We start from the raw sequence: 25,205 nt of genomic DNA on the forward strand, positions 1-25,205 counted from the left end.
ACTTTCTGGAATTTTAAAATTTATTAAAGGTGTAATTCTCACTAATGTAATTTCCTGTTCTAATTTTAGATGTCTTATCTATAAAGAATTGCTGCTGCTCATAACCCTGCGTGTATAATATTACAGTGTTTAAATTAAGATCTTCCAATTCCATATTTGGGAATCTTTCGATTAGTTCATTTGGTAGCTCATAAATTTGTTGAGTCTTACTACCAGTTGAAAACACCTCCCAATCAGTAGTCAAGTATGCTCCTTCTTCGTTAGTTTTTTCAGAATTATGACGTGTGGTCTTAGTTACTGGATTTAACTCCGTAACAAATTCTAAATTATATATATCTTGGCTAACCATTGTAAATGAAGGCTTCTCTGGGATTGTAATATCCAAAACCTTATCACCAATTTTATAATAGCCATAACTATAATCGATAAAAGAAATACCTAATCCGAATTTATAGCGATCATACCCATTTAAAAAACTGTTTTCAGGCATACCTTCTCCATTTCCAAAAAATTCGCTAAAAGATTGCCCGTCTCCCCAATACGTATTTGATTCATTAGACGAAAAGCCGCCAGATTGTAATATGTAAAATTGGTTAGATGGTAAATTAATAGGGACATATTCATCGAATTCCAAAAAGTCATTAAAATCATGAATATAAGATTCACCATTCGCAGGACTTAATTTTAAAAATTTAGTTCGCCCATTTTCACCTCTTACATTTATCCAATATTCCATATTTTCATATAGAGGAATATTTGTAAGTTGTAAAGTAATTTTATTATCATTAGATTCTGAACTAAATTCACCAGGTCTTAAAATATTATAAGGAGTTGAAATTTGAAAAGCTTCGTATTCTGTTATGTTTCTGACTTGAAAGTTGAAAGTACCTATTAAATTACCTGTAATATTATAATTATTATCATTCCAAACACTATTATCATCGATATCTGTAAAGGTTAATAATCTATGACCTTCAGAGATACCGTCATTAAATTTATTATAAGATAATTTAGTAATGTTAATCTTTTCAGGAATTGAATCTTTATGAGCTGTAAATGTCATTGGACCTTCTAATAGGTCTTGTTTATAGTCTAATAAATTACCATCGCTATCATACACAATTATCCAGCGTTCTGAATCATTCAACGCTGTCGCATTATATGTGAAATAAACAAAGGGTTCAGGCTCTTCTACAGTTTCTACCTCTTCATTTTGTTCTTCATCAATAACCTTTTCTGTTTTAACTTCATCTTCCTTTGTACATCCAAATGTTAAGACCAATGAAAAAACAAGAATAAAATTTTTAAAGAACTTCATATTTAATTGTTTGATGTTATCAGATTTTAACGTCAAAAACTATTTATTAGTACATTTTAAAATCTTCTTATGAACAAATAAATAAAAAACTAAACCTTATTTTATTTAGAAAAAAATAATTTTATAGCAAGCGTAATTACAACATAACATTAACATAATAAAATTAAAAAATTAACACAATGAATTAACTTTGTTCTGCAAAAATTAGGAATAAAACCAACCAATGAATCTTACTATTGAAAATATACTTCTTGTAGGTTCCATATTACTGTTCATCAGTATTATAGTTGGTAAAACATCTTATAAATTTGGAGTACCAACTTTAATCCTCTTCTTAGCAATAGGTATGCTAGCAGGGTCTGACGGTATTGGTGGTATTAAGTTCGATGATCCAAAGCTTGCACAATTCATAGGTATCGTTTCCTTGAACTTCATTCTATTTTCTGGAGGATTAGATACTAACTGGAAAGCTGTAAAGCCAATTTTAAAAGAAGGTCTTGTTTTATCCACTTTAGGTGTTCTGCTTACAGCGGTTACCTTAGGTACTTTTGTCTACTACATTACAGATTTTACCATTTATGAAAGTATGTTATTGGGCTCCATTGTCTCTTCAACAGATGCAGCTGCAGTATTTTCCATTTTACGTTCAAAAAACCTAGCGTTAAAGAGCAACCTTAGACCCACATTAGAATTAGAAAGTGGTAGTAATGACCCTATGGCCTATGTACTAACATTGGCTTTTTTAACCTTGGTGATTAATCAAGATTTAAGCATTCTTTCCATTATACCCTTGTTTTTAAAACAAATGATTTTAGGTGGTATTGGCGGATTTGCATTTGGAAAGTTAAGCGAGATTATAATCAATAAAATAAAACTTGGTTTTGAGGGGCTTTACCCTGTGCTAGTTATTGCCTTAATGTTCATCACTTTTTCTGCTACAGATTTCTTTGGTGGCAACGGTTTTCTTGCTATATATATTTGTGCCGTTTATCTGGGTAACCAAGATTTAATACATAAATCGACCATATTAAAAATGTTCGACGGTATGGCCTGGTTAATGCAAATAGTGTTGTTCCTAACTTTAGGTCTTCTTGTATTTCCTTCACAAATTATGCCTTATATAGGTATAGGTTTACTTATTTCTGTATTTCTAATTTTGGTTGCCAGACCGGTGAGTGTTTTTATTAGCTTAATGTTCTTTAAAATGAAATTGGGAAGAAGATTCTATATTTCATGGGTAGGTTTACGTGGAGCGGTTCCTATTGTATTTGCTACTTACCCCCTATTGGCTGGTATTGACAAAGCGAATATCATTTTTAGTATCGTATTTTTCATATCGGTATCATCAGTTTTAATACAAGGAACGACACTATCCATTTTTGCTAAATGGTTAAATGTAGCATTGCCAGATGAAGTAAAACCTATAGCCGAAAACGATAGATATATTCTTAATTTACCAAAATCTGCAATGGAAGAGGTTTCGATTTCGCCTAACAGTTTTGCCGTAGAAAAAAGAATAATAGACCTGCATTTTCCAAGGTCCGCATTCATTGTAATGATCAAAAGAGATGGTAAATTTGTACGTCCGGGAGGATCTACAGTAATTGAATCAAATGATACTTTAGTATTGCTGTTAGATAATGAAGAAAGTTTGAAAGAAGTAAACGAAATTCTCGACCAAAGTGTTTTAGTTTAGAATGATAAAGCAGAATAATATACTTAGAGTTCTCTTACTCGTAACAGTTTACTGTTTCGGTATATATAGTTCTGCCAATACGTTACCATTTTCTAATGAGATTGTATTAGGGAAGACTGGTGATCAGAAAACATATTTTTCTGAATCATCAAAGATTTTATCTCCGCATGCACAGCAATCAGAAATTTCTATTTCAGATGTTGCGGAAATTTCAACGCCAAATTACAAGCTTCCTTTTACAAGTTTTAGTGCTAACTTAAATACAATAGAAGAACGTTTTACTTCTAGATATAAACAGTACACACTTTACGCTAATACCTTATTGATAAGACATAGAAAGTCTGATCTTATCTTTCCTTTCCATAATTTCTGGTAATATATTTTTTTAAGGCTATCATTCTGATAGCTAAGTATAACAAATTGATATGAAGTTAATGAACACTTCATACAGAAATTAATATCACTTATTTAAAAATTATAAAATGGAATTAGGAATAGCCGCTATTGGTATAGCATCTGTTGCAATTTGTGCAATGCCTTTTGTTGTTACAAGCAGAAGTAGAAAATTAAAAGAAAAGAAAATGATGGCATCTTTAAATGATGTCGCAAACAAACATAACTGTACAATTAGGGAACATGAAATTTTTGGTCATTATGCCATTGGTGTAGACCAAGAGAAAAAATTTGTTTTCTTTATTTCAAAATCCGGTGAGGATTTAAATCAGCAATATGTCGATTTATCTACCATTAAAACATGTGAAATTGCCAATATTGGCAAGTCATATGCTAGAAAAGAAAAGATTACAGAACGCTTACTTCTAAATCTTTTTCCTAAAAACAACAATGAACCTGACACTGTTTTTGAATTTTATGATGTGGAAGTAAATTTCCAATTAAGTGGGGAGTTTCAATCTATACAGAAATGGAATAGTGTAATTAAAAACTTGCTGAAAAGCTAAGTTTAAGTTATCTAACATTTTGTTAGTTATAAAAGCGAATGGACAACTTATCATACTCGGTAGGTTATCTGTTCGCTTTTACTTTTAAAACAGTATTTATTTTGTTAGATTGTAATTGGACATTACCAGAAATCTATAAAATGAAGTTATTTGATATTAAAGTTGACCACAATAAAAACCTACTTCCAAAAGGTGGCACTGTTAATTACTATGGAAAGATTTTTATGGATAACGAAGCTGAAGATTATTTAGATAAACTACTCAATCATATTGAATGGAAAAATGATGAAGCTATCATATTTGGAAAAAAAATAATTACTAAACGTAAAGTAGCTTGGTATGGCGAAAAGCCTTTTCAATACACCTATTCAAAAACTACTAAACAAGCCCTACCCTGGACAATTGAATTATTGACTTTAAAGAACAAAGTTGAACATGAAACTGGTGAAACTTATAATTCATGCTTACTTAATCTTTATCATGATGGTAGTGAAGGCATGGCTTGGCATAGCGACGGAGAAAAAGATCTAAAAAAGAATGGAGCAATTGCCTCTTTAAGTTTCGGTTCTGAAAGAAAGTTTGCTTTTAAGCATAAAGAAACCAAAGAGAAAGTTGAGCTAATTTTAGAACATGGTAGTTTACTTGTTATGAAAGATGAAACCCAAACCAATTGGCTACACCGTTTACCCCCTACAACCAAAAGTCAACATCCAAGAGTAAATTTGACCTTTAGAACAATTATTGAGAACTAATAAAACTTTTAAATTACCCTTCAGCATTTTTAACTCCCTATAGTTAACATCATGTATTTTACTTTAATTTTGCAGCATGGTCAGAAATGTACAATTGCGATTAACTTTAAAGGAAGAAGCTACCCCTAACGGATTAGAGATACGCACAGCGAAATATCTAGGACTTGAAGATGGCACATTTACCATTAAAGTTCTTAGAAAATCAATTGATGCTCGTAAACCTAAAATTTACTTCAATTACAAACTGGCTATATATATTAATGAGCCTGCCCCTAGCGATACTTTAAACTTTAAATACAAAGATGTTTCTAAAGCCAAACCTATTCATATTATAGGATTTGGACCTGCAGGAATGTGGGCAGCATTACGTTGTTTAGAAATGGGATATAAACCCATTGTTCTAGAACGTGGTAACAATGTAAAAGAACGTAGACGAGATTTAAAGGCTATTAATCAAGACCATCAAGTTAACCCTGAAAGTAATTACTGTTTTGGTGAAGGTGGTGCAGGCACATATTCTGATGGAAAATTATATACGCGAAGCTTAAAGCGTGGAGACGTGCGCCGTATTTTTGAAAGTTTGGTATTTCATGGTGCTACAGAACAAATACTGGTAGATGCACACCCGCATATTGGTACTAATAAACTACCAAAAATCGTTCAAAATATTAGAGAGGTTATTCAACATCATGGTGGTGAAATTCACTTTAATACCAAGGTTACCGACTTCGTTATTAAAGATAACACGCTAAAAGCTATTGTTTTAAATGATAACGATGAAATGGCTGTTGAAAGGGTGATACTCGCAACAGGACATTCCGCTCGCGATATTTTCGATTTATTACATAAAAAAGATATTGCTTTAGAAGCTAAATCTTTTGCAATGGGCGTACGTGTAGAGCATCCGCAGCATATTATAGATAGTATTCAATACCATTGTTCTGGTGAGCGTAGCGAGTTATTGCCTGCTGCATCCTATAGTTTGGTAGAACAAGTAAAAGATAGAGGTGTATATTCTTTCTGTATGTGCCCTGGCGGATTTATTGTACCAGCGGCTACTGCACCTGGAGAAGTTGTTGTGAACGGAATGTCCCCGTCTAAACGAAATAACCTGTATGCCAATTCCGGTATCGTAGTGGAAATTAATGTGGATAAGGATATTCCTAAATACGAGAAATTTGGAGCGCTTAAAGGTTTAGAATATCAGAAGGCTTTAGAGCGATTAGCATTTACATCTGGTGGAAGAACACAAACTGCCCCAGCTCAGCGATTGACTGATTTTGTAGAAGGTAACCTATCTGTAGATTTAAACCCGACCTCATATCAACCAGGTTTGAATTCTGCCCCATTACACTCTCTACTACCTAAATTAATTGGTGGTAGACTTAGACAAGGTTTTAAAGCTTTTGGTGATAAAATGCATGGTTACTACACTGCTGAAGCAAATATTGTTGGTGTTGAATCTAGAACCTCATCGCCAGTAAGCATTCCAAGAAATGAAAAACTAGAACATCCGGTAATTAAAGGGCTTTTTCCTTGTGGTGAAGGTGGTGGTTATGCCGGTGGTATCGTTTCTGCTGCTATGGACGGCGAAAGATGTGCAGAAGCTGCAATGAGAGGACTTTAAAGTTTAAGTTGGTTGGTTGTTGGTTGTTGGAAAATATAATTTTAGCTTCTCTATTATATATATTGATAGAAATTAAAATCAATCTATAATTACATCACCTTATTTCTCCTTTATATTTTTAACCTTATACTGAATATTAAAATTAAGCCATTTTAGCCTTGTTAGCTTTTGTGATGAAGTTTAAATCTCTTTTAATTCTAGAATTTTTAAACTTGTATAAACGAGCAACTTCAGTTTCAGTCTCAAGGTTTAATTCGTAAGTAGTTTCAGTAACGATAGTCATTTCAATAGTTTCAACTTTTACATTGTCAGTATTGTTTTGTGCTTGAGCTGTGAAGCTTAAAAAGATGATGAAGATGATTGTGATTATTGTTTTCATGACTTGCGTTTGTTACACTAATAGAACGCCGCAGGCCTTGTTTAACTAGGTTGTGAATCGCTGAAAAACCTATAATTCTCGTTGGTTTACACGTGTTCGGGTAAAGTGTAAAAACGAACCGATTAACGACACACCACCCAAAATCACCTTACCGATATTTGATGTCGTTAACCGATATTTCAGAAATTTCAAATTGAACATTGAGAGGAATAGTCAACTTTATAATTGAGAATATAATACTTAGGGTAAAGGTTGATTCAGAAAATAGCAGAACCGTCAATCTCAAATTTATCTAACCTCCCAATTTATAATCAGCCATTTATATTGCTAGATATATAACATGATGTGCTTGCGTCTTTACCCCTAAACTCTCTACATATTACTTATACCTTAATTCTTCCACATTAAAGCGTACCTTTGCCGCTTATTAAAATTTTATGACATTTAAAGAACTCGGCTTAGCCGAACCAATCCTAAAGGCCTTAGAAGCCGAAGGTTATACTCACCCTACTCCAATTCAAGAACAATCAATTCCAATATTACTTAAAGGCAAAGACTTACTAGGTGTTGCACAAACCGGTACCGGTAAAACGGCCGCTTTTGGTATTCCTATTCTTCATCAACTATATGAGGGTATTAGTTTAAGCCAATCGAAACGAAAGGTAAAAGCATTGGTAGTGACACCAACTCGTGAGCTTGCAATACAAATTGGAGAAAGCTTTACCGCTTATGGTAAATACACTGGCCTACGCAACACTGTTATTTTTGGAGGTGTTAAACAAGGCAAACAAGTAAGTGCCTTAAGAGGCGGCGTTGATATATTAATTGCTACTCCTGGTCGTCTGTTAGATTTAATGAACCAAGGGTTTATCTCATTTAGAGATTTAGAACATGTAGTTTTAGATGAAGCTGACCAAATGTTGGACATGGGCTTTATACATGATATCAAAAAAATAATTGCCAAACTCCCTGCAAAAAGACAATCGCTATTCTTTTCGGCAACAATGCCAAAAGACATTGTAGAGCTTTCTAGAAAAATGCTTGGTGATTTCGAGCGTGTTACTATTAAACCAGAACAAGCAACGGCAGAGAAAGTTGAACAAGGTGTGTATTTTATAAGCAAGGCCAATAAGCCTAAGCTACTAGTTCACCTTATTAACGAGAATCCAGATAACACCCTTATCGTTTTTTCAAGAACAAAGCACGGTGCAAATAAAATTGTAAAGAAACTTGATCAAGCCGGTATTAGGTCTGCAGCCATTCACGGTAACAAATCACAAGCTGCAAGACAAAAAGCTTTAGGCGGTTTTAAAGAAGGAAAACTTAAGGTCTTAATAGCAACTGATATTGCTGCAAGAGGTATAGATGTTGAAGATTTATCATTAGTAGTCAACTATGATTTACCTAATGTTTCTGAAACTTATGTACACCGTATCGGTAGAACCGGAAGAGCAAATGCTAGCGGTATGGCAATTTCTTTTTGTGATAAAGAAGAAAGAGCTTACTTACGTGATATTGAAAAGCTAATTAAGCAGCAGATACCTCGTATGCCAGAGCATCAATTTACAGATGAGGATTCTACTGAGGATAAAGACGAAAGACCAGCACAACGTCCTAGAAACAGCGGAAATTCTGGAAACAAAAATAAGAACAGACCAGGTGGTAATAACTTTCGTGGAAAGAATAACAGAAATACAAGTAAAAAAAAGCCGAATAGAAATTCGACAAGTAGTCGAGATTAACGGATAGATTTTACCTTAACATATAAAATTGCCAAACCTCCATGATGGAAATATCATGGAGGTTTTTAATTATATAGCTATCATTATAGCATTTTTCAAGAATTGGTTAGCCATAACATTAAAATCAAAATTTTAAATGGTTTTAATTCTACCCAACAATAATGCTTTATGTGACTTACCAATTGGTATCACTTTTCTTCCTATCTCTAAATGACCATCTGCCAACACATCTAGTTTTGAAATATTGATGATATAAGAACGGTGTACCCGCACAAAATTGAGGCTTGGCAATTTTTCTTCCATAACCTTGAGAGTACATGTAAGTACATGTTTTATATGGTGCGTAACCAAAGAACAATAGTTACGATCAGCTTCGATATATAGAATATCTTCTAGTAAAAGTTTTTCCATTCTACCGTTATGTCGTACAAAAATACGATCATCAAGTACTTCTATATTTTCTTCAATTGATGCCGTCTCGCTTACATCTTTTAATTGTTCAACAACTAATGAAATAGTGCGCTCTAAACTTAATTTATTAAACGGCTTGGCTATAAAAGCTTTGGGTTGTGTTTCTTTTGCCAATTCAAATGTAGCATCATCACTATTTGCCGTTAGGTAAATAATAGCAATATTCTTTTCTTTAAGTATTGCCTTTGCCGTAGCAATTCCATTCAGATTTCCTTTTAGATTAATATCCATTAAAATAATATGAGGAGCTTGTTCCCTAACATGTATAATAGCCTCTTCTCCCCTTGGCAAAATACCTGTAACCTCATAACCCAAGCTGGTTAATTGAATAGAAAGATTGGCAGCAATGATCATATCATCCTCAACTATCAATACTTTAATTGGGCTATTCTTCATCAGGCAGCTTTTATATTTTGAAATTGAATGTGAACGGTGGTTCCTAAGTTGGTCAAAAGCTCCATCTTTCCATCTAATTGTTTTACCAACAAATTAACCAAATGTGCGCCAAAACCTGTTCCACTTTTTAGGCTATTATGGTACATACCAATACCATCATCACCAACTTCTAGAAGCAGCAAATCTTGTTTTTTAGTTAGCGACAAAATAATATTACCCTTTCTATTATCTGGAAAAGCATATTTTAAAGAATTAGTAATCAACTCATTAACAATCAAACCTATAGGAATTGCTAAGTCTACGTCTAATTCAAGTTCTTTCATCTCAATATTTACAGTTATCCGTTCATACTTACCAAATGAATGTATGATATAGTCACTTAAATTTTTAAAATAATCTTTCATTTCAATAGTAGCCAATTTTTCGCCCAAATATAATTTTTGATGAATCATACCCATACTATGTACTCGATGTTGACTTTGCTCCATTGCATCCAATATTTTAGGATCTGTAATTAATGAAGCCTGTAATGATAATAGACTAGAAACAATTTCTAAATTGTTCTTTACCCGATGATGTATTTCCTTCAACAGAAATTCTTTTTCTGCATTTTTACTTTGCAAAAGTCTGTTCTTCTTGACATTATTAGAGATTGCCTTATAAGCCAAAACCAATAGGAGCAATAATAAAAATGTAATAATTATAATGAGGTGCTGCCGTGTTTGTTGCTTTTTAATTTGAATTTCTTGTAGCGCAATTGTATTCTCTTTTTTAGCCACATCAAACTCCGTTCTTAATTGTGATATTCGTTGATCTGCCTCTGCCGTAAACACTTCGCTTTTTAAGGAATCATATTTAGCAAATGCCTTATAGGCTTTTTTATATTTATGCTCCCCAGCATAAGCGTTACCTAATTCTTTATAGGCATCACCCAAATAGTACGCATCACCAAAGTCTTCTGTTGCTATTCTAATTGATTTGTTGAGTCCGTCAATAGCTTCTAAATAATTTCCTTGTTTATTCTGCATTTTTGCCATGGCTAGCCAAGAACGCATTATCATAAAATTGTTCTCAAGAAGCTCTGCATACTTAACAGCATTTTTTCCAGCTTCGTTGGCATTTTCAAATTCGCCTAAGTAAGTATATAGGTCTACTAATGATATATAGACATCACTTAAATTATTGTAAAACCCGTATCGCTCTCCAATTATAATTGATTGTTCATAATACTTGCGAGCCTGTTCGTAATTACTTAATGCCAAATAATTATTACCTGTTACATATAGGGTAAAATCATAATCCAAATCAGTAAAACCCCAAACTTCAAAAAGTTCTAAAGAACGAAGTCCATATTCCAGACCTGATTCATATTTACCTTGTTTCCAAAACAGATTACTTAAATCGCTATACCCAATAGCTATTGCCTTAGTATCATTATGTTCTTGGCCTAATTCAATTGATTTCAAAGCATAATCCGCTGCTTTATCAAGTTGACTTTTACGTTCATATACATAACCTAATTGCGTATTTAGAAATGCTAAATCTGACTGGTCAACTTTTATTTTTGCCAACTTTAGTATGGTTTGCGCGCTATCTAATTTTTCCATTCGCAAAAGAATAGCTCCCTGTGTAATTTGAAACCTTCCATGCCACAACGAATCGGATTCTACAGTACAGTCAAGCCCAATTTTTGTGAATATCAATGCTTTATTTAGGTTCCTAGTATGCCAATAATAGGCCAGGTCATTAAGCATAGAAAACTTGACCGTATCAACCTTGACCTTATTGTAATTTTGCTCTAAAGTATCTAGGTAAGAAGCACCGAAATTATCTGTTTCAACAAATACTTTTTTATAAGGATGTTCACTTGCTAAATCTACTATTTGCCCATAGCCAAAAAGCTGTCCTAAAAAACATAACAGAATTAAGTAGTATATTTTTTGATAGTTGACTCTCATTTTACAAGTTAGTTCTCACCGAGGGAAAATGAGTATTCATTAAATGTACAACAATCTTCGCAGTGTTTTCCTGGATCAATAAATATCATTATTCGGACAATAGACCAACGAATTCATCCTTTTAAAACTTAATAATTAAGAATTTATAGCTTAGTTAAAGTAGTGTGGAACCTCCAAAATCCTCTACTATGAAACCTCTCAGCATAACTTTATTCGCTATTGTATTAGTTGTACTGATAGCATGTAGAAATAAAGAAACCACTAAGAACAAGAATACGTCAACCACAATTAACAATGTCAACAACGCCCTAAAGAAAAATACAAAGTATCATATGAATGCATGGAGCGAGTATGACACGTTGTTGTTGGAATCTATCACTATACAGAAATTTGTTCGCAATCTTAATGGTGATAATATTTCTTTCTCTCAGCACCAATTATTTAATTCAATGCATTTTTGGCACAGGGTTATGCCAGACCTTAAAATTGTGGATAAAGAAATAATTGTAGTAGAAAATAGAACGTATGTTAATTGGGTGGGTACCGGAACCAACACGGGTATGTTTGGAGATATACCGCCAACCGGAAAAGTGGGGCAAATTCATGGTTTCAGTATTCTTACATTTAATGATGACAATAAAATAGTCCATGAAATTGCCTTTTTTGACAAGCTTAATCTTATGGAAGCCTGGGGCTATTCTTTGGCACCACCAGTAATGAACTAAACCATCAAACATATTATTTTAATAAAAAATAATTGCCCTATACTTTCGAATTAGTGGCAGAATCAATTATTTTGCCTTCATGAAAAAACAGCTCTTAGTTTATGGTAGTGGAAGGCATACTGTTCCCTTTTTAAAATATATGGCAGAAGCTACAGGTAAAAAAAAACCGAATCTTTGCTTTATACCTACTGCTAGCGGCGAGGATCAAGAATATATAGATTCGTTTTATCAGGTTTGTTCCCAAATTAATGTAACTCCCCATGTTTTAAGTGTATGGATAAACTCATACGACCAAAAAGAATCTTTTGAAGAGATAATTTCATCTATGGATGCCATTGTAGTAGGTGGCGGAAATACATTAAATATGCTAGCTATTTGGAAGGCTCAGGGTATTGACATTGCCCTTATAAAAGCATACGATAATGGCGTTGTCATGGGCGGTGGTAGTGCTGGATCCTTATGTTGGTTCAATGGTGGCACAACTGATTCTAGACCCAAAGAATTAAGCATTGTAGAAGGCATGTCATTTATAGATAAAAGCCATTGTCCTCATTATAATTCAGAGAAGTCTAGAAGACCATTATATCATAATAATATTATTTCTGGAGAACTTACAGATGGTTATGCCTGTGATGATCGCTCTGCTATTCACTTTATAGATGATAAAGTACACACTTCGGTTTCTTTAGACCCTGATAATAATTCGTATTATGTATATCTAAAAGAAGATGGTTTGGTAGAAGAAGAACTTATACCTAATTCCATAATATCCTAAAAATACAACTATTGCACTAACCCTAATTTTAGAAATGACTACACTTAAATACCTTGTAGTTTAGGGTGTTTAGTCACGCTAAAATATTCTCCTAATTCAATTTACCAATCTTTATTTCTTTAATTGAAGCTATTGGTAATTAACTGAACACACCTTATTTATTCCTTATTTATTCCTAACACATAAAATTATATTTATTTAATTCTATCCCGTAAGTAATTCTCGGTAAATAAATAGTGGCATTCGGACAGTTTAAAATCCCATCCGTCCAAGACAGTTCGTATTTCATGCCAAATAGTGATTTCTTTAAAGTAGTTCCTCCTCTTTAGAATCTCATAAAGTACTATTAATCTTTAAATCGAGAAATTATGAAAAGAGTAAAAATTACATTGCTATTTGTAGCCATGGCATTTGGAGCAACTTTTAGCAATGCACAGGAACCTAGTGTAACTTTAGATTTTGACAATGGTAAAACTGCCATGGAAACGCTAAAGAAATACGTAATCGCAATACAAAATGCCGATGTTGAGAATATCTCTAATCTAATGACCAAAGATGCAATGGTCTACGGTCTAGGAAGTGGGTTAGATTCTTTAAACGTAACACAACACAAAGATTATTGGATCAACAGCTTAGCCAACTACAATCATAATATTTCTAAAGACCTCTACCTTCCTGTAAAGGTTGAAAATAGTTGGAACGAAGGCGAATGGCTGCTTACCTGGGGAGTAAATACACTTGAAAATAATAAAACCGGAGTGGTAACTCCCGTACCATACCACATAGCAGCAGTAGTCAAGGACGACAAAATAGCTGCCATGTACTATTACCTAGACTATATCAGTTTACTCACAAAACAAGGATATACAGTCATACCTCCAGACACAGCTAAAAAATAGTACAACTAAGTAATTTGTAACCACCAAATGTATACAACTAGCTTCTGAAATTTTCTTTGTATTGAAGTACTTAAAATATAATGGTTCAAGTTTCAAACGAACCTAAATAATATTACCAATACAACAATAAAGGGCAGACAAAATTCGGGAGAATTTATTTTGACAATTTACAATATGAAAAACATAACTGTTTTTGAATTTAGCCAATATTCTGATGTCAAAAATGTCTGTCTTTTTTTAAAACGAAAAATCAAACCACTATTAAAAGTAAAAATTATGAAAAAAATTTTATTAGTATTCGCATTGATGACAACATTCATCACAATTGCTCAAAAGAAAAATGGAACTGTTTATATAGAGCATTCAGCTATTGATGTAGTAAATAATTTTACCCAGGCATTTGTTAAAGGAGACACCGTTAAATTAGCCAGTCTTTTAACAGATGACTTTAAAAACTATAATGGTGTTTCTACAAACCCCAGTGATAAAGGCACTGACAAAGCTAAATATGTAAAAAATTCATATCGTTGGTTTGATGAGCTAGATTATTTTTCAATTTCTGATTTTCCGGGTGCATATCCTGATGCTGTTGAGTATAAAGAAGATAATAAAGATGGAGAAATTTGGGTACAAACTTGGGATTTACTTAAAGGAGTACATAAAGAAACAGGTGTAAAATTCACATCTCCAATCCATCGTCTTATAGTTGTTACAAAAGACAATAAGATAAAAACAATCATTAATTATAATAATGAAGGCATCTTTAATGAGTTGCGACAAAGTTTTTCTGACCGTACAAATGGTACTATTTACAACCACCATGAAAATATAAATACAGTTCGAAAAGCAGTGTATGCCTTTGAGAATGCAGATTTAGAGAAAGCACTTAGTTTTTATAGCGATGATGCCTATTTTTTAAATATAAATGATGATTTAGATAAGCCGGAAACTAAAGATGATGTAAAAAAAATTCGTCAAGCATTTTTAGATGCTTTTGAAATTACAAGTATTGATATGATTGGCTATCCCGATTATTTAGAATACGAAATGGCTAACGGAAGAGTAGTAATGTCTTGGTGGGATTTTCACTTGGTTAGAAAATCAGATAAAAAGAAAATTACGCTTCCAATGCATATAAGTGATGACTTTGATGAGGACGGAAAAATAATTTCTGAAATCTTATACTTCAATAGAGCAGCATTAGAAAAGTAAAAAAAATGCCATAAAGTCTTGATTTGACTTAATGGCATTTTCTACATTTTGTTTAAAATTATTAACATCAATATATATTTTAAGGATGGACAATTTGAAAATTATAGACAATTTATATAAAGCTTTCGCAACAGGAGATATACCAGTTGTATTAGACTTATTAGATAAAAATGTGGAGTGGAACGAGGCCGAAGGAAATGCACTTGCAGAAGGTAACCCATATATAGGTCCTGATGCTGTCCTAAACGGAGTATTTATACGACTCTCTGAAGAACATGAATATTTTAATCTGAAGGATATTGAACTTCATGATATGGTTGATGATAAAGTTCTGGCAACCCTACGCTACGATGCCAAAAGAAAAAATAATGGTGCAGTGTATAACGCTCAAGTTGCACATTTCTGGAAATTGAAAAATGGAAAAATCGTGGCATTTCAGCAGTTTGCTGACACCAAAAAAATAGCAGACGCTACCCATACTAAATAAGCACTATATCAACTTAAATAAAATGAAAAAAACATACCTTAAAAATATAAGTGTCATTTTACTCGTAGCTTCTTTGTGTTTTGGATGTAACCAAAATAATACCGAAAAGACACCCGTTGAACTTCCGCCAATAGAAGTAAAAGCAGAAGTGCCAGAATACTTTCAACTACGACCAGAAGTTGAAAAATTGTTTGGTTATTCCCATGCAGTAAAAATTGGAAATGATATTAAAATCTCTGGTGCCGTAAGTATGGATGCCGACGGTACCCCAACTGCCGCTGGTAATTTTGAACAGCAAATGATCAATTGTTATGCCGATCTACAGAAAATTCTAAATCATTATGGTTGCACGTTCGATGATGTTGTTGTCGAGAATATTTTCACTACCAACATGCCCAAATTTTTAGAAGCGGCAGCGTATAGAAATGAAATTTATACAAAACAGTTTCCTGCGGGTTCTTGGTTAGGGGTAAAAGAATTGGCCATGCCAGAGTTTATGATCGAAATAGAATTAGAGGTATTTAAAAAAGAATAAAATACATCCGTTTATACAGAAAATATAGAATTCCGTTGAAAGCTTCATTAATCTTAAAAGGAAATTATGTATTTTAAAGGCATAAAATTCCCCATTTTTTAATTGATTTCCAATTTGTTGTTTTTTCCTTTTGCGAAAAATTACAGAATGTATATGCTGTTTTTAGTAATGGATTATACTTTTTTATGGACTGATATTAATTTTTACTTTTTTCAAAACTAACCACCAATTAGTGCATGAAGCCAACCAAAAAGAGGGAAAAAGAGGTTATTGAAATTTACGATAAATGGATGTACAGCTACCTAAATGGTGATGTTGAAACCTACGACTCCTATTTAGATACTAACTTTCATTTTATAGGCTCTACAGACAATGAAGAATTCTTAAACCGTAAGGATACCACTAAATTCTTTGAAGCAACTGCTGAACAACTTTCTGGAAAATCTCAAATACGTAATGAAACCAAAATAGTAGAACAATTTGGTGAGCTCATATTTATCACCCACTTATTTGATGCTTGGTTTCTAAATATAGAAGAATGGAATTATTATGGTCGCTTTCGTTTTAGCAATATTCTTGAGCAGAACGAAAAAAGCTGGCATTTTGTGTATCAACATTACTCAACCCCAGATGTAAAGGCACAAGAAGGAGAAACTATAGGCTTTGAACAGATTAGTAAGGAAAATCTAGAATTAAGAGAAGCCATTAAGCGGCGTACCATAGAACTTGAAATAAAGAATAGAGAATTAGAAATTGAAGGAGCTTTAGAACGGATTCGCACTAAGGCATTGGCGATGAATATCACTGACGATTTGTTAGATGTGGTGGTTACGCTACGCACTGAATTTGTCAAATTAGGATATGAAGCACAGTACTTCTGGCACATGATGTGGTTGCCAGAAACCTATGAAAAAGCCATGACCTCTGGTGATGGTAGCAAAATAGGATTTGTAATGTCCTTACCAAGACATCTTCATGGTGACATTCCTTTGTTAGCCGATTGGGAACAGAGCAATAATGCTACGGTCGTATATCCTATGAATGCAAAAGCTGCAATCAGTTATGTGGATAAAATGATGAACCTGGGCGATTTTAAAAAAATTGATCCTCAAGCACCAACACCTGATGATATAACCAATATTGGCGGATTAACCTTTATTATGGCCCGTACTTCACATGGTGAAATTGGATATAGCTTACCCGGTATAGTTGAACATCCACCTAAAGAAAACCTGCAAATTTTAGTGAAGTTTGCAAAGGCTTTCGACCTGGCTCATCATCGTTTTCTTGAACTTCAAAAATCTGCAAGACAAGCTCGTGAAGTTCAGATAGAGTTAGCATTGGAAAAAGTACGTTCACGAACTATGGCAATGCAACATAGTGATGAATTACAAGAAGCTTCTTTCCTATTAGATGAACAAGTAAGGGCGTTGAATATTAAAACCTGGGGATGCGCATTCAATATTTATGGAGAAAATGATTCTACTGAATGGTTTGGAAATGAGGCTGGTATTTTACAAACCTATAAAGTTCCAAGAGCAGGTATATTTAATGAGTACTATAAAAAAGGTCAGAGAGGTGAATCTCTAGTTATAAAAGAATTTACAGGTGATGAATGTGTGGCTCATTATGAATATATGAGTTCTCTTCCAATTATAGGTAATGTATTAAAGAAGCTGAAGGAAACCAATAATGGCTTCCCAACCTATCAAATAGACCATGTTGTTTATTTTAAATATGGTTATCTGCTCTTTATCACAAGAGAACATGTACCAGACGCGCATGATATTTTTAAACGTTTTGCGAAAGTTTTCGAGCAAACTTATACACGTTTTCTAGACCTTCAAAAAGCAGAAGCCCAAATTCGTGAAGCACAGATTGAAAATGCTTTAGAACGGGTACGAAGTCGTACAATGGCCATGCAGCGTAGTGATGAGCTTCCTGAGGCTGCCAACGACCTATTTTTACAGGTTCAGGCACTAGGCATACCAGCATGGAGCGCGGGATATTGCATATGGTCAGAAAATAAAGAAAAAGCCACTGCATTTATGAGCAGTGAGGGCGTAATTCAAAAACCTTTTATACTACCAAATATTGGTGTTGGTTATAATTTTTTAAAACCGTCACATAATGGTGAAACCTTTCATGTTGAGGAACTTGGTGGCGAACTTATTAAAGAACATTATGAGTTTATGCGCACGCTTCCTGTTTTTGGCGAAGTTTTGGATGGTGTTCTTAAAGCAGGGCATTCACTTCCTACTTTTCAAATCTTTCATATATGTTATTTTAAACATGGGTATGTTATGTTTATCACCTATGAAAGAGTACCAAAATCCCATGATATTTTTAAGCGCTTTGCAACGGTATTTGAACAAACCTATACTCGATTTCTAGATTTACAGGTCAAGGAAAATCAAGCTACTGCCCTACTCACAGAAAAAAAGAGATTAGAAAATACATTGTCTAATCTGCAAACTACCCAATCGCAATTGATACAAGCCGAGAAGATGGCCAGTCTTGGTGAACTTACTGCCGGTATTGCTCATGAGATTCAAAACCCGTTAAATTTTGTCAATAATTTTTCTGAAGTAAGTAACGAGCTTATTGATGAAATGAACGAAGAGCTAGATAAAAAGGATCTTGAAGAAGCAAAGGCTATTTCATTGGATATCAAACAAAACCTTGAAAAAATAAACCACCACGGTAAACGTGCAGACAATATTGTTAAGGGTATGTTGCAACACTCAAGAAGTAGTAGCGGTACTAAAGAACCTACGAATATAAATGCTCTTGCAGATGAATATTTACGCTTGGCTTATCACGGATTACGGGCAAAAGACAAATCATTTAATGCCGAACTGGTAACCGATTTTGATGAGCATATTGGAAAAGTAAATATGATACCACAAGACATGGGGCGGGTAATTCTCAATTTAATTACGAATGCGTTTTATGCCGTGAATGAAAAGAATCAACAAAAACCTAAGGACTATAAGCCAATCGTTTCAGTTAGTACTAAAAGAGTTGGTGATAAAATAGAAATAAAAGTCACTGATAACGGCAATGGAATACCTAAACACGTTATCGACAAAGTTTTTCAACCCTTTTTCACTACTAAACCAACAGGACAGGGAACGGGATTAGGATTGAGTATGAGTTATGATATTGTCACCAAAGGGCATGGGGGGGAACTCCATGTAGAAACCATAGAAAATGAGAGAACGCAATTTAACATTACGTTGCCAGTATATGTGACCGAACCAATAAAAACGAAATGAAAGCAAAAACCAGATTCATTACTGCTCTAATCTGCCTAATAACTTCTTTTGGATTTGCCCAAGTGAAGCAACAGCAGATAAACCCCACCTATTTAAGCATTGCCGATGGTCTTGCCTCTCCAGACGTAAAAGAGGTTTTACAAGATAGCTATGGTTTATTATGGATTGGAACAAGTAATGGCCTACAAAAATATGATGGCTACAGATTTGAGACGTTTAAACATGTACCAAACAACCCCTATAGTTTACTTACTAATGGTATTTGGGGCCTTGCAGAGGATGCAAACCAAGATATGTGGGTGGCAACGGACGAAGGAGTATCCAAGTATGACCGAAAGAAAAATGAATTTATCAATTATGCTTTTGTGGAACTATTTGATTTACCCCCAGACGTAGGTCGTGTTTTTACCGTTTTTATTGATTCTCAACAACGCATTTGGGCAGCTACACAAGCAATGGAATTGGTGAAATATAATCCTGAAACTGATAGCTGGGGTTTTGCCGAGTATGACATCCCAAATATAACCGACCCAGACCATAATGGTTTTAGTATTGCAATAACCGAAGATGCACAAGGAGGTATTTGGTTTGGCTCCACCCTTTATGGTTTAATGCACATGAGTAAAGACGAAAAAACCTTTAAGCCGGTAAAAGCTGATAATTTGGAAGGGTTTGACTTCGTAAATCCAAATAATCATATCTCATCAATATATTGGGATACCAACAATATACTTTGGTTAACCACTCGTAAAGGTATATACAAATTTAATCCGAAAACCAATAACCTAAAAACCCTTGTCGATTACAGTGATTCCGAAACTAGACTTTTCGATAGACTGAATAAGATTTTACCTGACCAACAGGGTAATATATGGATCACCAATAATTTTAAGGGAATATTAAAATTTGATGGAATTACGGATAATTACCAAGAAATTACAATCGCAGGAAAATTAAAAATGAATGGTACTATGTGGGACATTACAATAAGCCATTTAATTGTTGATCGTAGCGGTATTTTTTGGTTTGGGAGTTTGGAATCTGGTTTATTGAAATACGACCCGATCAACAAACCATTTTCCTATTTTTCCCATATAGAAGAGGACCCTCTGAGTATTAGCCCTAATGGCGTTTTTGGCATTCTTGCTTCTACCGTAAAACCAGGCACCATGTACGTTGGATCGAGAGGTGAGGGATTGAATATTTTTGACCCAAAAAAACGAAGCTTCGAAAAAGTAGCTTTTGATGTCGTTGATGATTATTTTGGTGGATCTGTAAGAAGTATTGCGGAAGACCCAGATGGCACCCTTTGGTTGGGTACTTGGGGCGATGGATTAATTGAACTGGATAAAAATTATCGTGAAATCAACAGGTACAAATATGAAGCTGATAATACCAATACCCTATCTAACACGCAAGTACGTGTCATTAGGGCAGATGGGCGAGGCAAACTCTGGGTTGGCACCAATAATGGAGTAAATATTTTTGACCCTGCTACTGGAAATTTCCAGCGATTGATGAGCAAATTCACCCTTGCCTATCCACAAAATTTAGTGAAAGAATTTGATACATTATCCCGATCAGATCAAAGTATGGGACTCATTGATAAGGTCAAAGATTCTGAAGACCGCTCCCAAGCTATAGAAATAAATGAAGAGGACACCTATTTTATCATGTCTGTAGGGGAAGGAGATTCCAGAAGTATGGCTGATTATGGATGGATAGAGAACGCACAAAACGATACGATATGGAAATTTAACAACTTTGAAGAATCTTATTATGCTGGAGGTGCAGCAAAAAACAGGATTGTCATGGCGCCTATAACACTTCAACCTGGCTCTTATACATTACGATTTAAAGCAGATAATAGCCATGCCTATGACGCATGGAATGAAGACCCGCCGGATCAAACGTCCCTATATGGTTTATCACTTATAAGACCTTTAAGCGACAAGCAATCTGCATCGTTTGAGCAACGTATAGCCGAAAATAAAAAAGGTATAGTAATGGGAGGTAACAATATTTCAGACATTGAAATAGGCACTAAATATATATGGGTTAGTGCGAATGGGCAAGGCTTGAATAGAATTGATCCTGAAACCAATAAAGTAACCTATTATGACTTTGACCCAAAAAAGGAAAACTCATTGACTAGTAATAGTATTTCAGACATCCTAGAAGATAGTAAAGGTATTATTTGGCTGGCTACGTCAGAGGGAATTAATAAGCTTGACCCTGATACCGGAATATTCACCCAATTTACAGAGACCGATGGTCTTCCCACCAACCTAACAGAGGTAATCTTGGAAGGTGATAATGGTGAAATGTGGATTGGTACACAAAATGGAATCTCACAAATGGTTACCAACGAAAGTTTGGGTAAAGTAACCTTTATAAATTATAACACAACCGATGGTCTTGGTGGTGATATTTTTATACCCTTGGGCGCTGCACGCAGTACGGATGGTACTTTTTATTTTGGCGGCGATCATGGCCTCACCTCTTTCAAAAGTATCACGGCGAACAATACGCCGCCTGATTTACTTATTTCTAATGTGCTAATTTCAAATAAATCGGTTTTAGATATGGGATTGGAAAGTCCGCTGACAGCAAGTTTACTAAACACCGATTTGCTTAATTTATCCCATCAACAGAACAACTTGAGTTTTGAATTTTCGGCCTTACACTTCGCAAATCCAGAAAAGAATCAATATGCCCACAAGCTTATAGGGTACGATGAAGATTGGATCTATGACAATCGAAATTTCGCCTCCTACACCAACTTATATCCAGGTGAATATCAATTTGCCATAAGGGCTTCCAACGCCTATGGCATATGGAACGAAGAAGGAAAAATCTTAAATATCAATATTGCTGCGCCATGGTGGAAACGATGGTGGGCCTATGCATTGTATGCGGTAATAGTACTTCTTGGCTTTATTATGGTAAACCGCTTTATGCGGGCAAAAATCAAACGAAAAGAACAAGAACGATCACGTGAAAAAGAGTTGGCACATGCAAAGGAAATAGCAAAAGCCTACAACAAGCTAAAGACTACTCAGTCTCAACTCATCCAATCAGAAAAAATGGCCTCCCTTGGAGAACTTACAGCGGGTATTGCCCATGAAATTCAAAATCCATTGAACTTCGTCAACAATTTTAGTGAGGTGAATAACGAACTTATTGATGAAATGAACGAGGAACTGGATAAAGGGGATCTTGAAGAGGCCAAGGCTATTTCATTGGATATCAAACAAAATCTTGAAAAAATATACCACCATGGTAAACGTGCGGACAATATTGTAAAGGGTATGTTACAACACTCAAGGAGCAGTAGCGGCACAAAAGAACCTACGGACATCAATGCTTTGGCTGACGAATACCTACGTCTGGCCTACCACGGATTACGAGCAAAGGACAAATCATTTAATGCCGAACTGGTAACCGATTTTGATGAGCATATTGGAAAAGTAAATATAATACCCCAAGACATGGGGCGGGTAATCCTTAATTTAATTACGAATGCCTTTTATGCTGTCAACGAGAAAAAGCAAAAAGACAACAATTTTAAGCCCATAGTTTCTGTCAGCACTAAAAAGACCGGAGACCATTTGGAAATTAAGGTAACGGATAATGGAGGTGGAATACCCCAAAAGGTATTGGATAAAATATTCCAGCCCTTTTTTACTACGAAACCAACAGGTCAAGGTACTGGCTTGGGCTTAAGCATGAGCTACGATATTGTTACAAAAGGACATGGAGGAGAATTACAAGTGACAACAAAAGAAGGTGAAGGCACAACTTTCATAATTAACTTAAGAATACATGATTAGACAATCCCTACTATTCATCACGCTATTTTTCTGTATGCTATTTACGGCAAGTGGGCAAGAAAACCCTGTAGATAAAAATGGATTGGCCCTTGATACAATTGTTCATTTTACGAAAGCAGATTTAGATTCAATTTTTGGCTTAAGGTTGACAAATAAAGCAGGTTGGATTTTTAAATCAGGAAATAGCCAAGATGCGTCTTCTATGAACATTGATTTAGCTGGTTGGGAACGATTAAACCCCTCTCAGATAACCAATGATATGGCAGATAGTTCTGGAAAATTTGAAGGATGGTTCAGATTGCAATTTACCATTGATAGTGCTTTCGCAAAGCTTCCACTCTACTTGGACAAAGAAGACCATGCAGCAGAGGATATTTATATAAATGGACAGTTGTTCCGTCAATCTGGAGAAAAAGGGAATGACAGAGCCTCGTTTAAAGAGCATATTCAAGATTTCGACATACGATCTCCTATTTTTTTAGAGCCTGACACTACATATACATTAGCCATACATTATGTTGACTATAGTACCTATTGGGGCATTGCTAAATTGCTTCCTTTGGGCTCTACCAGATTTGTTACCAATGACTATTTTGACTACATGAGTTTTATAGGTTACAGACATTTATTTGACTTATTGAGTTCTTTGATTTTCTTCATTCTTTTCTGGCTTCTTTATTTCCTTATTAAAGAGGAAAGTGAACTACTCTTTATCGCTCTTTTTTCTACTATAATGTTATTAGAGAATTTTAGCACAGCTTTCTATGGTGGTGATAGTTTGTACTTTACAATTCCTTCTCATTACATGATAATACTTGCCTATTGCGGATTTTATTTAGAATTATGTTTTTACTTATTCTGCGTTTTGTTCGCCTATAAAATATATTATGGAAAAGTTCCTAAATGGCTTATTTTGGCAAGTTTGATAATACCTTTATTTTTCTTCTTTTTAAATAACGATATAGGGGATTTCCTATATTTTATATTTAAAATTAGTATTGGCCTTTTCTTAATCTACCTATCCATAAAGTCTAAGAATAAAGTTTTATCTGCTAGAATACTTCTTTATTGTTTAACATTATCTTATGTCCTTACTCTTGTTGGTCTTTTAGTAAGACAATCTTCTATAAAAGATGATTTTAGTCTAAGGTTAATAATGGTTCATAGTGATACGATCGGTAAAGCCATTCTCTTTTTAGGCATGTTGGCATTTGTCGCTTATCGCATGAGAGAGAAAAATGAGGATATGAGGCAAAATGCAATGGAACTTGTAAAGGTTGAAGCTGAAAAGAGTGCACTTATTACTTCACAAAATGAAAAGTTAGAATTAAAAGTAAAAGAAAGAACATCAGAATTAAATCAATCCTTAGATGAATTAAAAACCACCCAATCCCAACTCATACAATCCGAGAAAATGGCGAGCCTTGGAGAACTCACGGCCGGCATTGCCCACGAAATTCAAAACCCTTTAAACTTCGTCAATAATTTCTCAGAGGTAAGCAACGAACTTGTTGATGAAATGAACGAGGAATTGGATAAAGGAGATCTTGAAGAAGTAAAGGCTATTTCGTTGGATATCAAACAAAACCTTGAAAAAATAAACCATCACGGTAAACGTGCGGATAATATTGTAAAGGGTATGTTACAACACAGTCGTAGTAGCAGTGGCACTAAAGAACCTACGGATATCAATGCCCTTGCAGATGAATATTTGCGCTTGGCCTATCATGGTCTTCGGGCAAAGGATAAAACTTTTAATGCCGAACTCATAACCGATTTTGACGAGAACATTGGAAAAGTAAATATTGTACCACAAGACATGGGGAGGGTAATTCTCAATTTGATTACCAATGCGTTTTATGCGGTAAACGAGAAAAAACAAAGGGATATTAATTTTAAGCCGATAGTTACTGTCAGCACTAAAAAGTCTGATGAACATATCACCATTAGTGTTTCTGATAATGGTAACGGTATTCCTGAAAAAGTCAAAGAGAAAATATTCCAACCCTTTTTCACCACCAAACCTACTGGGCAAGGTACCGGCTTGGGCTTAAGCATGAGTTATGATATTATTACTAAGGGGCATGGTGGTGAATTGCTGGTGACAACACAACAAGGTGAAGGAACCACTTTTAAAATCATTTTTCCCATAATTTAAATGAT

The 25,205-nt window shown here is 34.5% G+C and carries 19 protein-coding genes; 15 read left to right on the forward strand and 4 right to left on the reverse strand.

The window, feature by feature from the left end; all coding sequences use genetic code 11:
* Nucleotides 1–13: 13 nt before the first annotated feature.
* Nucleotides 14–1,318: a hypothetical protein gene (locus tag P178_RS0117440; RefSeq protein WP_027067443.1), complete on the reverse strand. Its 1,305-nt coding sequence runs from the start codon at nt 1,316–1,318 to the stop codon at nt 14–16.
* Nucleotides 1,319–1,541: 223 nt separating this feature from the next.
* Here P178_RS0117440 and P178_RS0117445 point away from each other — a divergent pair, with 223 nt between their 5' ends.
* The 5 genes from P178_RS0117445 (at nt 1,542) to P178_RS0117465 (ending at nt 6,352) form a co-directional block, all read left to right on the forward strand.
* A complete protein-coding gene (locus P178_RS0117445; RefSeq protein WP_027067444.1) occupies nt 1,542–3,014 on the forward strand; it encodes a potassium/proton antiporter in 1,473 nt (490 codons plus the stop codon).
* A 1-nt stretch (nt 3,015) separates the two neighbouring features.
* Nucleotides 3,016–3,390, forward strand: a complete 375-nt coding sequence (locus P178_RS0117450) for a hypothetical protein (protein ID WP_027067445.1) — start codon at nt 3,016–3,018, stop codon at nt 3,388–3,390.
* A 106-nt stretch (nt 3,391–3,496) separates the two neighbouring features.
* Entirely contained in the window at nt 3,497–3,973 is a 477-nt protein-coding gene (locus P178_RS0117455; protein ID WP_027067446.1) for a hypothetical protein, read from the forward strand.
* 140 nt (nt 3,974–4,113) lie between these two features.
* Nucleotides 4,114–4,725: an alpha-ketoglutarate-dependent dioxygenase AlkB family protein gene (locus P178_RS0117460; RefSeq protein WP_027067447.1), complete on the forward strand. Its 612-nt coding sequence runs from the start codon at nt 4,114–4,116 to the stop codon at nt 4,723–4,725.
* Nucleotides 4,726–4,801: 76 nt separating this feature from the next.
* Entirely contained in the window at nt 4,802–6,352 is a 1,551-nt protein-coding gene (locus P178_RS0117465; protein ID WP_027067448.1) for an NAD(P)/FAD-dependent oxidoreductase, read from the forward strand.
* A gap of 142 nt (nt 6,353–6,494) precedes the next feature.
* On the opposite strand, the gene P178_RS0117470 is transcribed toward P178_RS0117465, so the two are convergent.
* Nucleotides 6,495–6,731, reverse strand: a complete 237-nt coding sequence (locus tag P178_RS0117470) for a hypothetical protein (RefSeq protein WP_027067449.1) — start codon at nt 6,729–6,731, stop codon at nt 6,495–6,497.
* A gap of 437 nt (nt 6,732–7,168) precedes the next feature.
* Between P178_RS0117470 and P178_RS0117475 the strand changes: the two genes are divergently transcribed.
* Nucleotides 7,169–8,473: a DEAD/DEAH box helicase gene (locus tag P178_RS0117475; protein ID WP_027067450.1), complete on the forward strand. Its 1,305-nt coding sequence runs from the start codon at nt 7,169–7,171 to the stop codon at nt 8,471–8,473.
* Between the two features lie 132 nt (nt 8,474–8,605).
* Here the strand turns inward: P178_RS0117475 and P178_RS0117480 are convergent, their stop codons facing one another.
* Together P178_RS0117480 and P178_RS0117485 are read right to left on the reverse strand one after the other, a co-directional pair.
* A complete protein-coding gene (locus P178_RS0117480) occupies nt 8,606–9,340 on the reverse strand; it encodes a LytR/AlgR family response regulator transcription factor (protein ID WP_027067451.1) in 735 nt (244 codons plus the stop codon).
* Complete coding sequence (locus tag P178_RS0117485; protein ID WP_027067452.1) at nt 9,340–11,298, reverse strand: histidine kinase dimerization/phosphoacceptor domain -containing protein; 1,959 nt, start codon at nt 11,296–11,298, stop codon at nt 9,340–9,342. Before P178_RS0117485 ends, P178_RS0117480 begins: the two co-directional genes overlap by 1 nt.
* A 188-nt stretch (nt 11,299–11,486) precedes the next feature.
* Between P178_RS0117485 and P178_RS0117490 the strand changes: the two genes are divergently transcribed.
* The 9 genes from P178_RS0117490 to P178_RS23600 all read left to right on the forward strand — a co-directional run bounded on the left by P178_RS0117490 (nt 11,487) and on the right by P178_RS23600 (nt 25,200).
* Nucleotides 11,487–12,023, forward strand: a complete 537-nt coding sequence (locus P178_RS0117490) for an ester cyclase (RefSeq protein WP_027067453.1) — start codon at nt 11,487–11,489, stop codon at nt 12,021–12,023.
* Between the two features lie 79 nt (nt 12,024–12,102).
* Entirely contained in the window at nt 12,103–12,798 is a 696-nt protein-coding gene (locus P178_RS0117495; RefSeq protein ID WP_027067454.1) for a peptidase E, read from the forward strand.
* Nucleotides 12,799–13,166: 368 nt separating this feature from the next.
* The gene (locus P178_RS0117500; protein ID WP_027067455.1) at nt 13,167–13,697 is read left to right on the forward strand and encodes a hypothetical protein; all 531 of its coding nucleotides are present in this window, start codon (nt 13,167–13,169) and stop codon (nt 13,695–13,697) included.
* 276 nt (nt 13,698–13,973) lie between these two features.
* A complete protein-coding gene (locus tag P178_RS0117505; RefSeq protein WP_027067456.1) occupies nt 13,974–14,909 on the forward strand; it encodes a nuclear transport factor 2 family protein in 936 nt (311 codons plus the stop codon).
* Between the two features lie 85 nt (nt 14,910–14,994).
* Nucleotides 14,995–15,396, forward strand: coding sequence for a nuclear transport factor 2 family protein (locus tag P178_RS22270; protein ID WP_036147089.1), 402 nt, complete (start codon nt 14,995–14,997; stop codon nt 15,394–15,396).
* Between the two features lie 22 nt (nt 15,397–15,418).
* Nucleotides 15,419–15,931 (forward strand): RidA family protein, encoded by a 513-nt coding sequence (locus tag P178_RS0117515; RefSeq protein ID WP_027067457.1) that lies wholly within the window; start codon nt 15,419–15,421, stop codon nt 15,929–15,931.
* Between the two features lie 236 nt (nt 15,932–16,167).
* Entirely contained in the window at nt 16,168–19,209 is a 3,042-nt protein-coding gene (locus P178_RS22745; RefSeq protein WP_051638342.1) for an ATP-binding protein, read from the forward strand.
* Nucleotides 19,206–23,042 (forward strand): two-component regulator propeller domain-containing protein, encoded by a 3,837-nt coding sequence (locus tag P178_RS22960; protein ID WP_081819468.1) that lies wholly within the window; start codon nt 19,206–19,208, stop codon nt 23,040–23,042. The genes P178_RS22745 and P178_RS22960 overlap by 4 nt, the downstream gene beginning before the upstream one ends.
* Nucleotides 23,035–25,200, forward strand: coding sequence for an ATP-binding protein (locus P178_RS23600; RefSeq protein ID WP_231500563.1), 2,166 nt, complete (start codon nt 23,035–23,037; stop codon nt 25,198–25,200). Before P178_RS22960 ends, P178_RS23600 begins: the two co-directional genes overlap by 8 nt.
* The last annotated feature ends 5 nt before the right edge of the window (nt 25,201–25,205 follow it).

The sequence above is a fragment of the Maribacter sp. Hel_I_7 genome (assembly GCF_000688315.1).
Classification (GTDB): domain Bacteria; phylum Bacteroidota; class Bacteroidia; order Flavobacteriales; family Flavobacteriaceae; genus Maribacter; species Maribacter stanieri.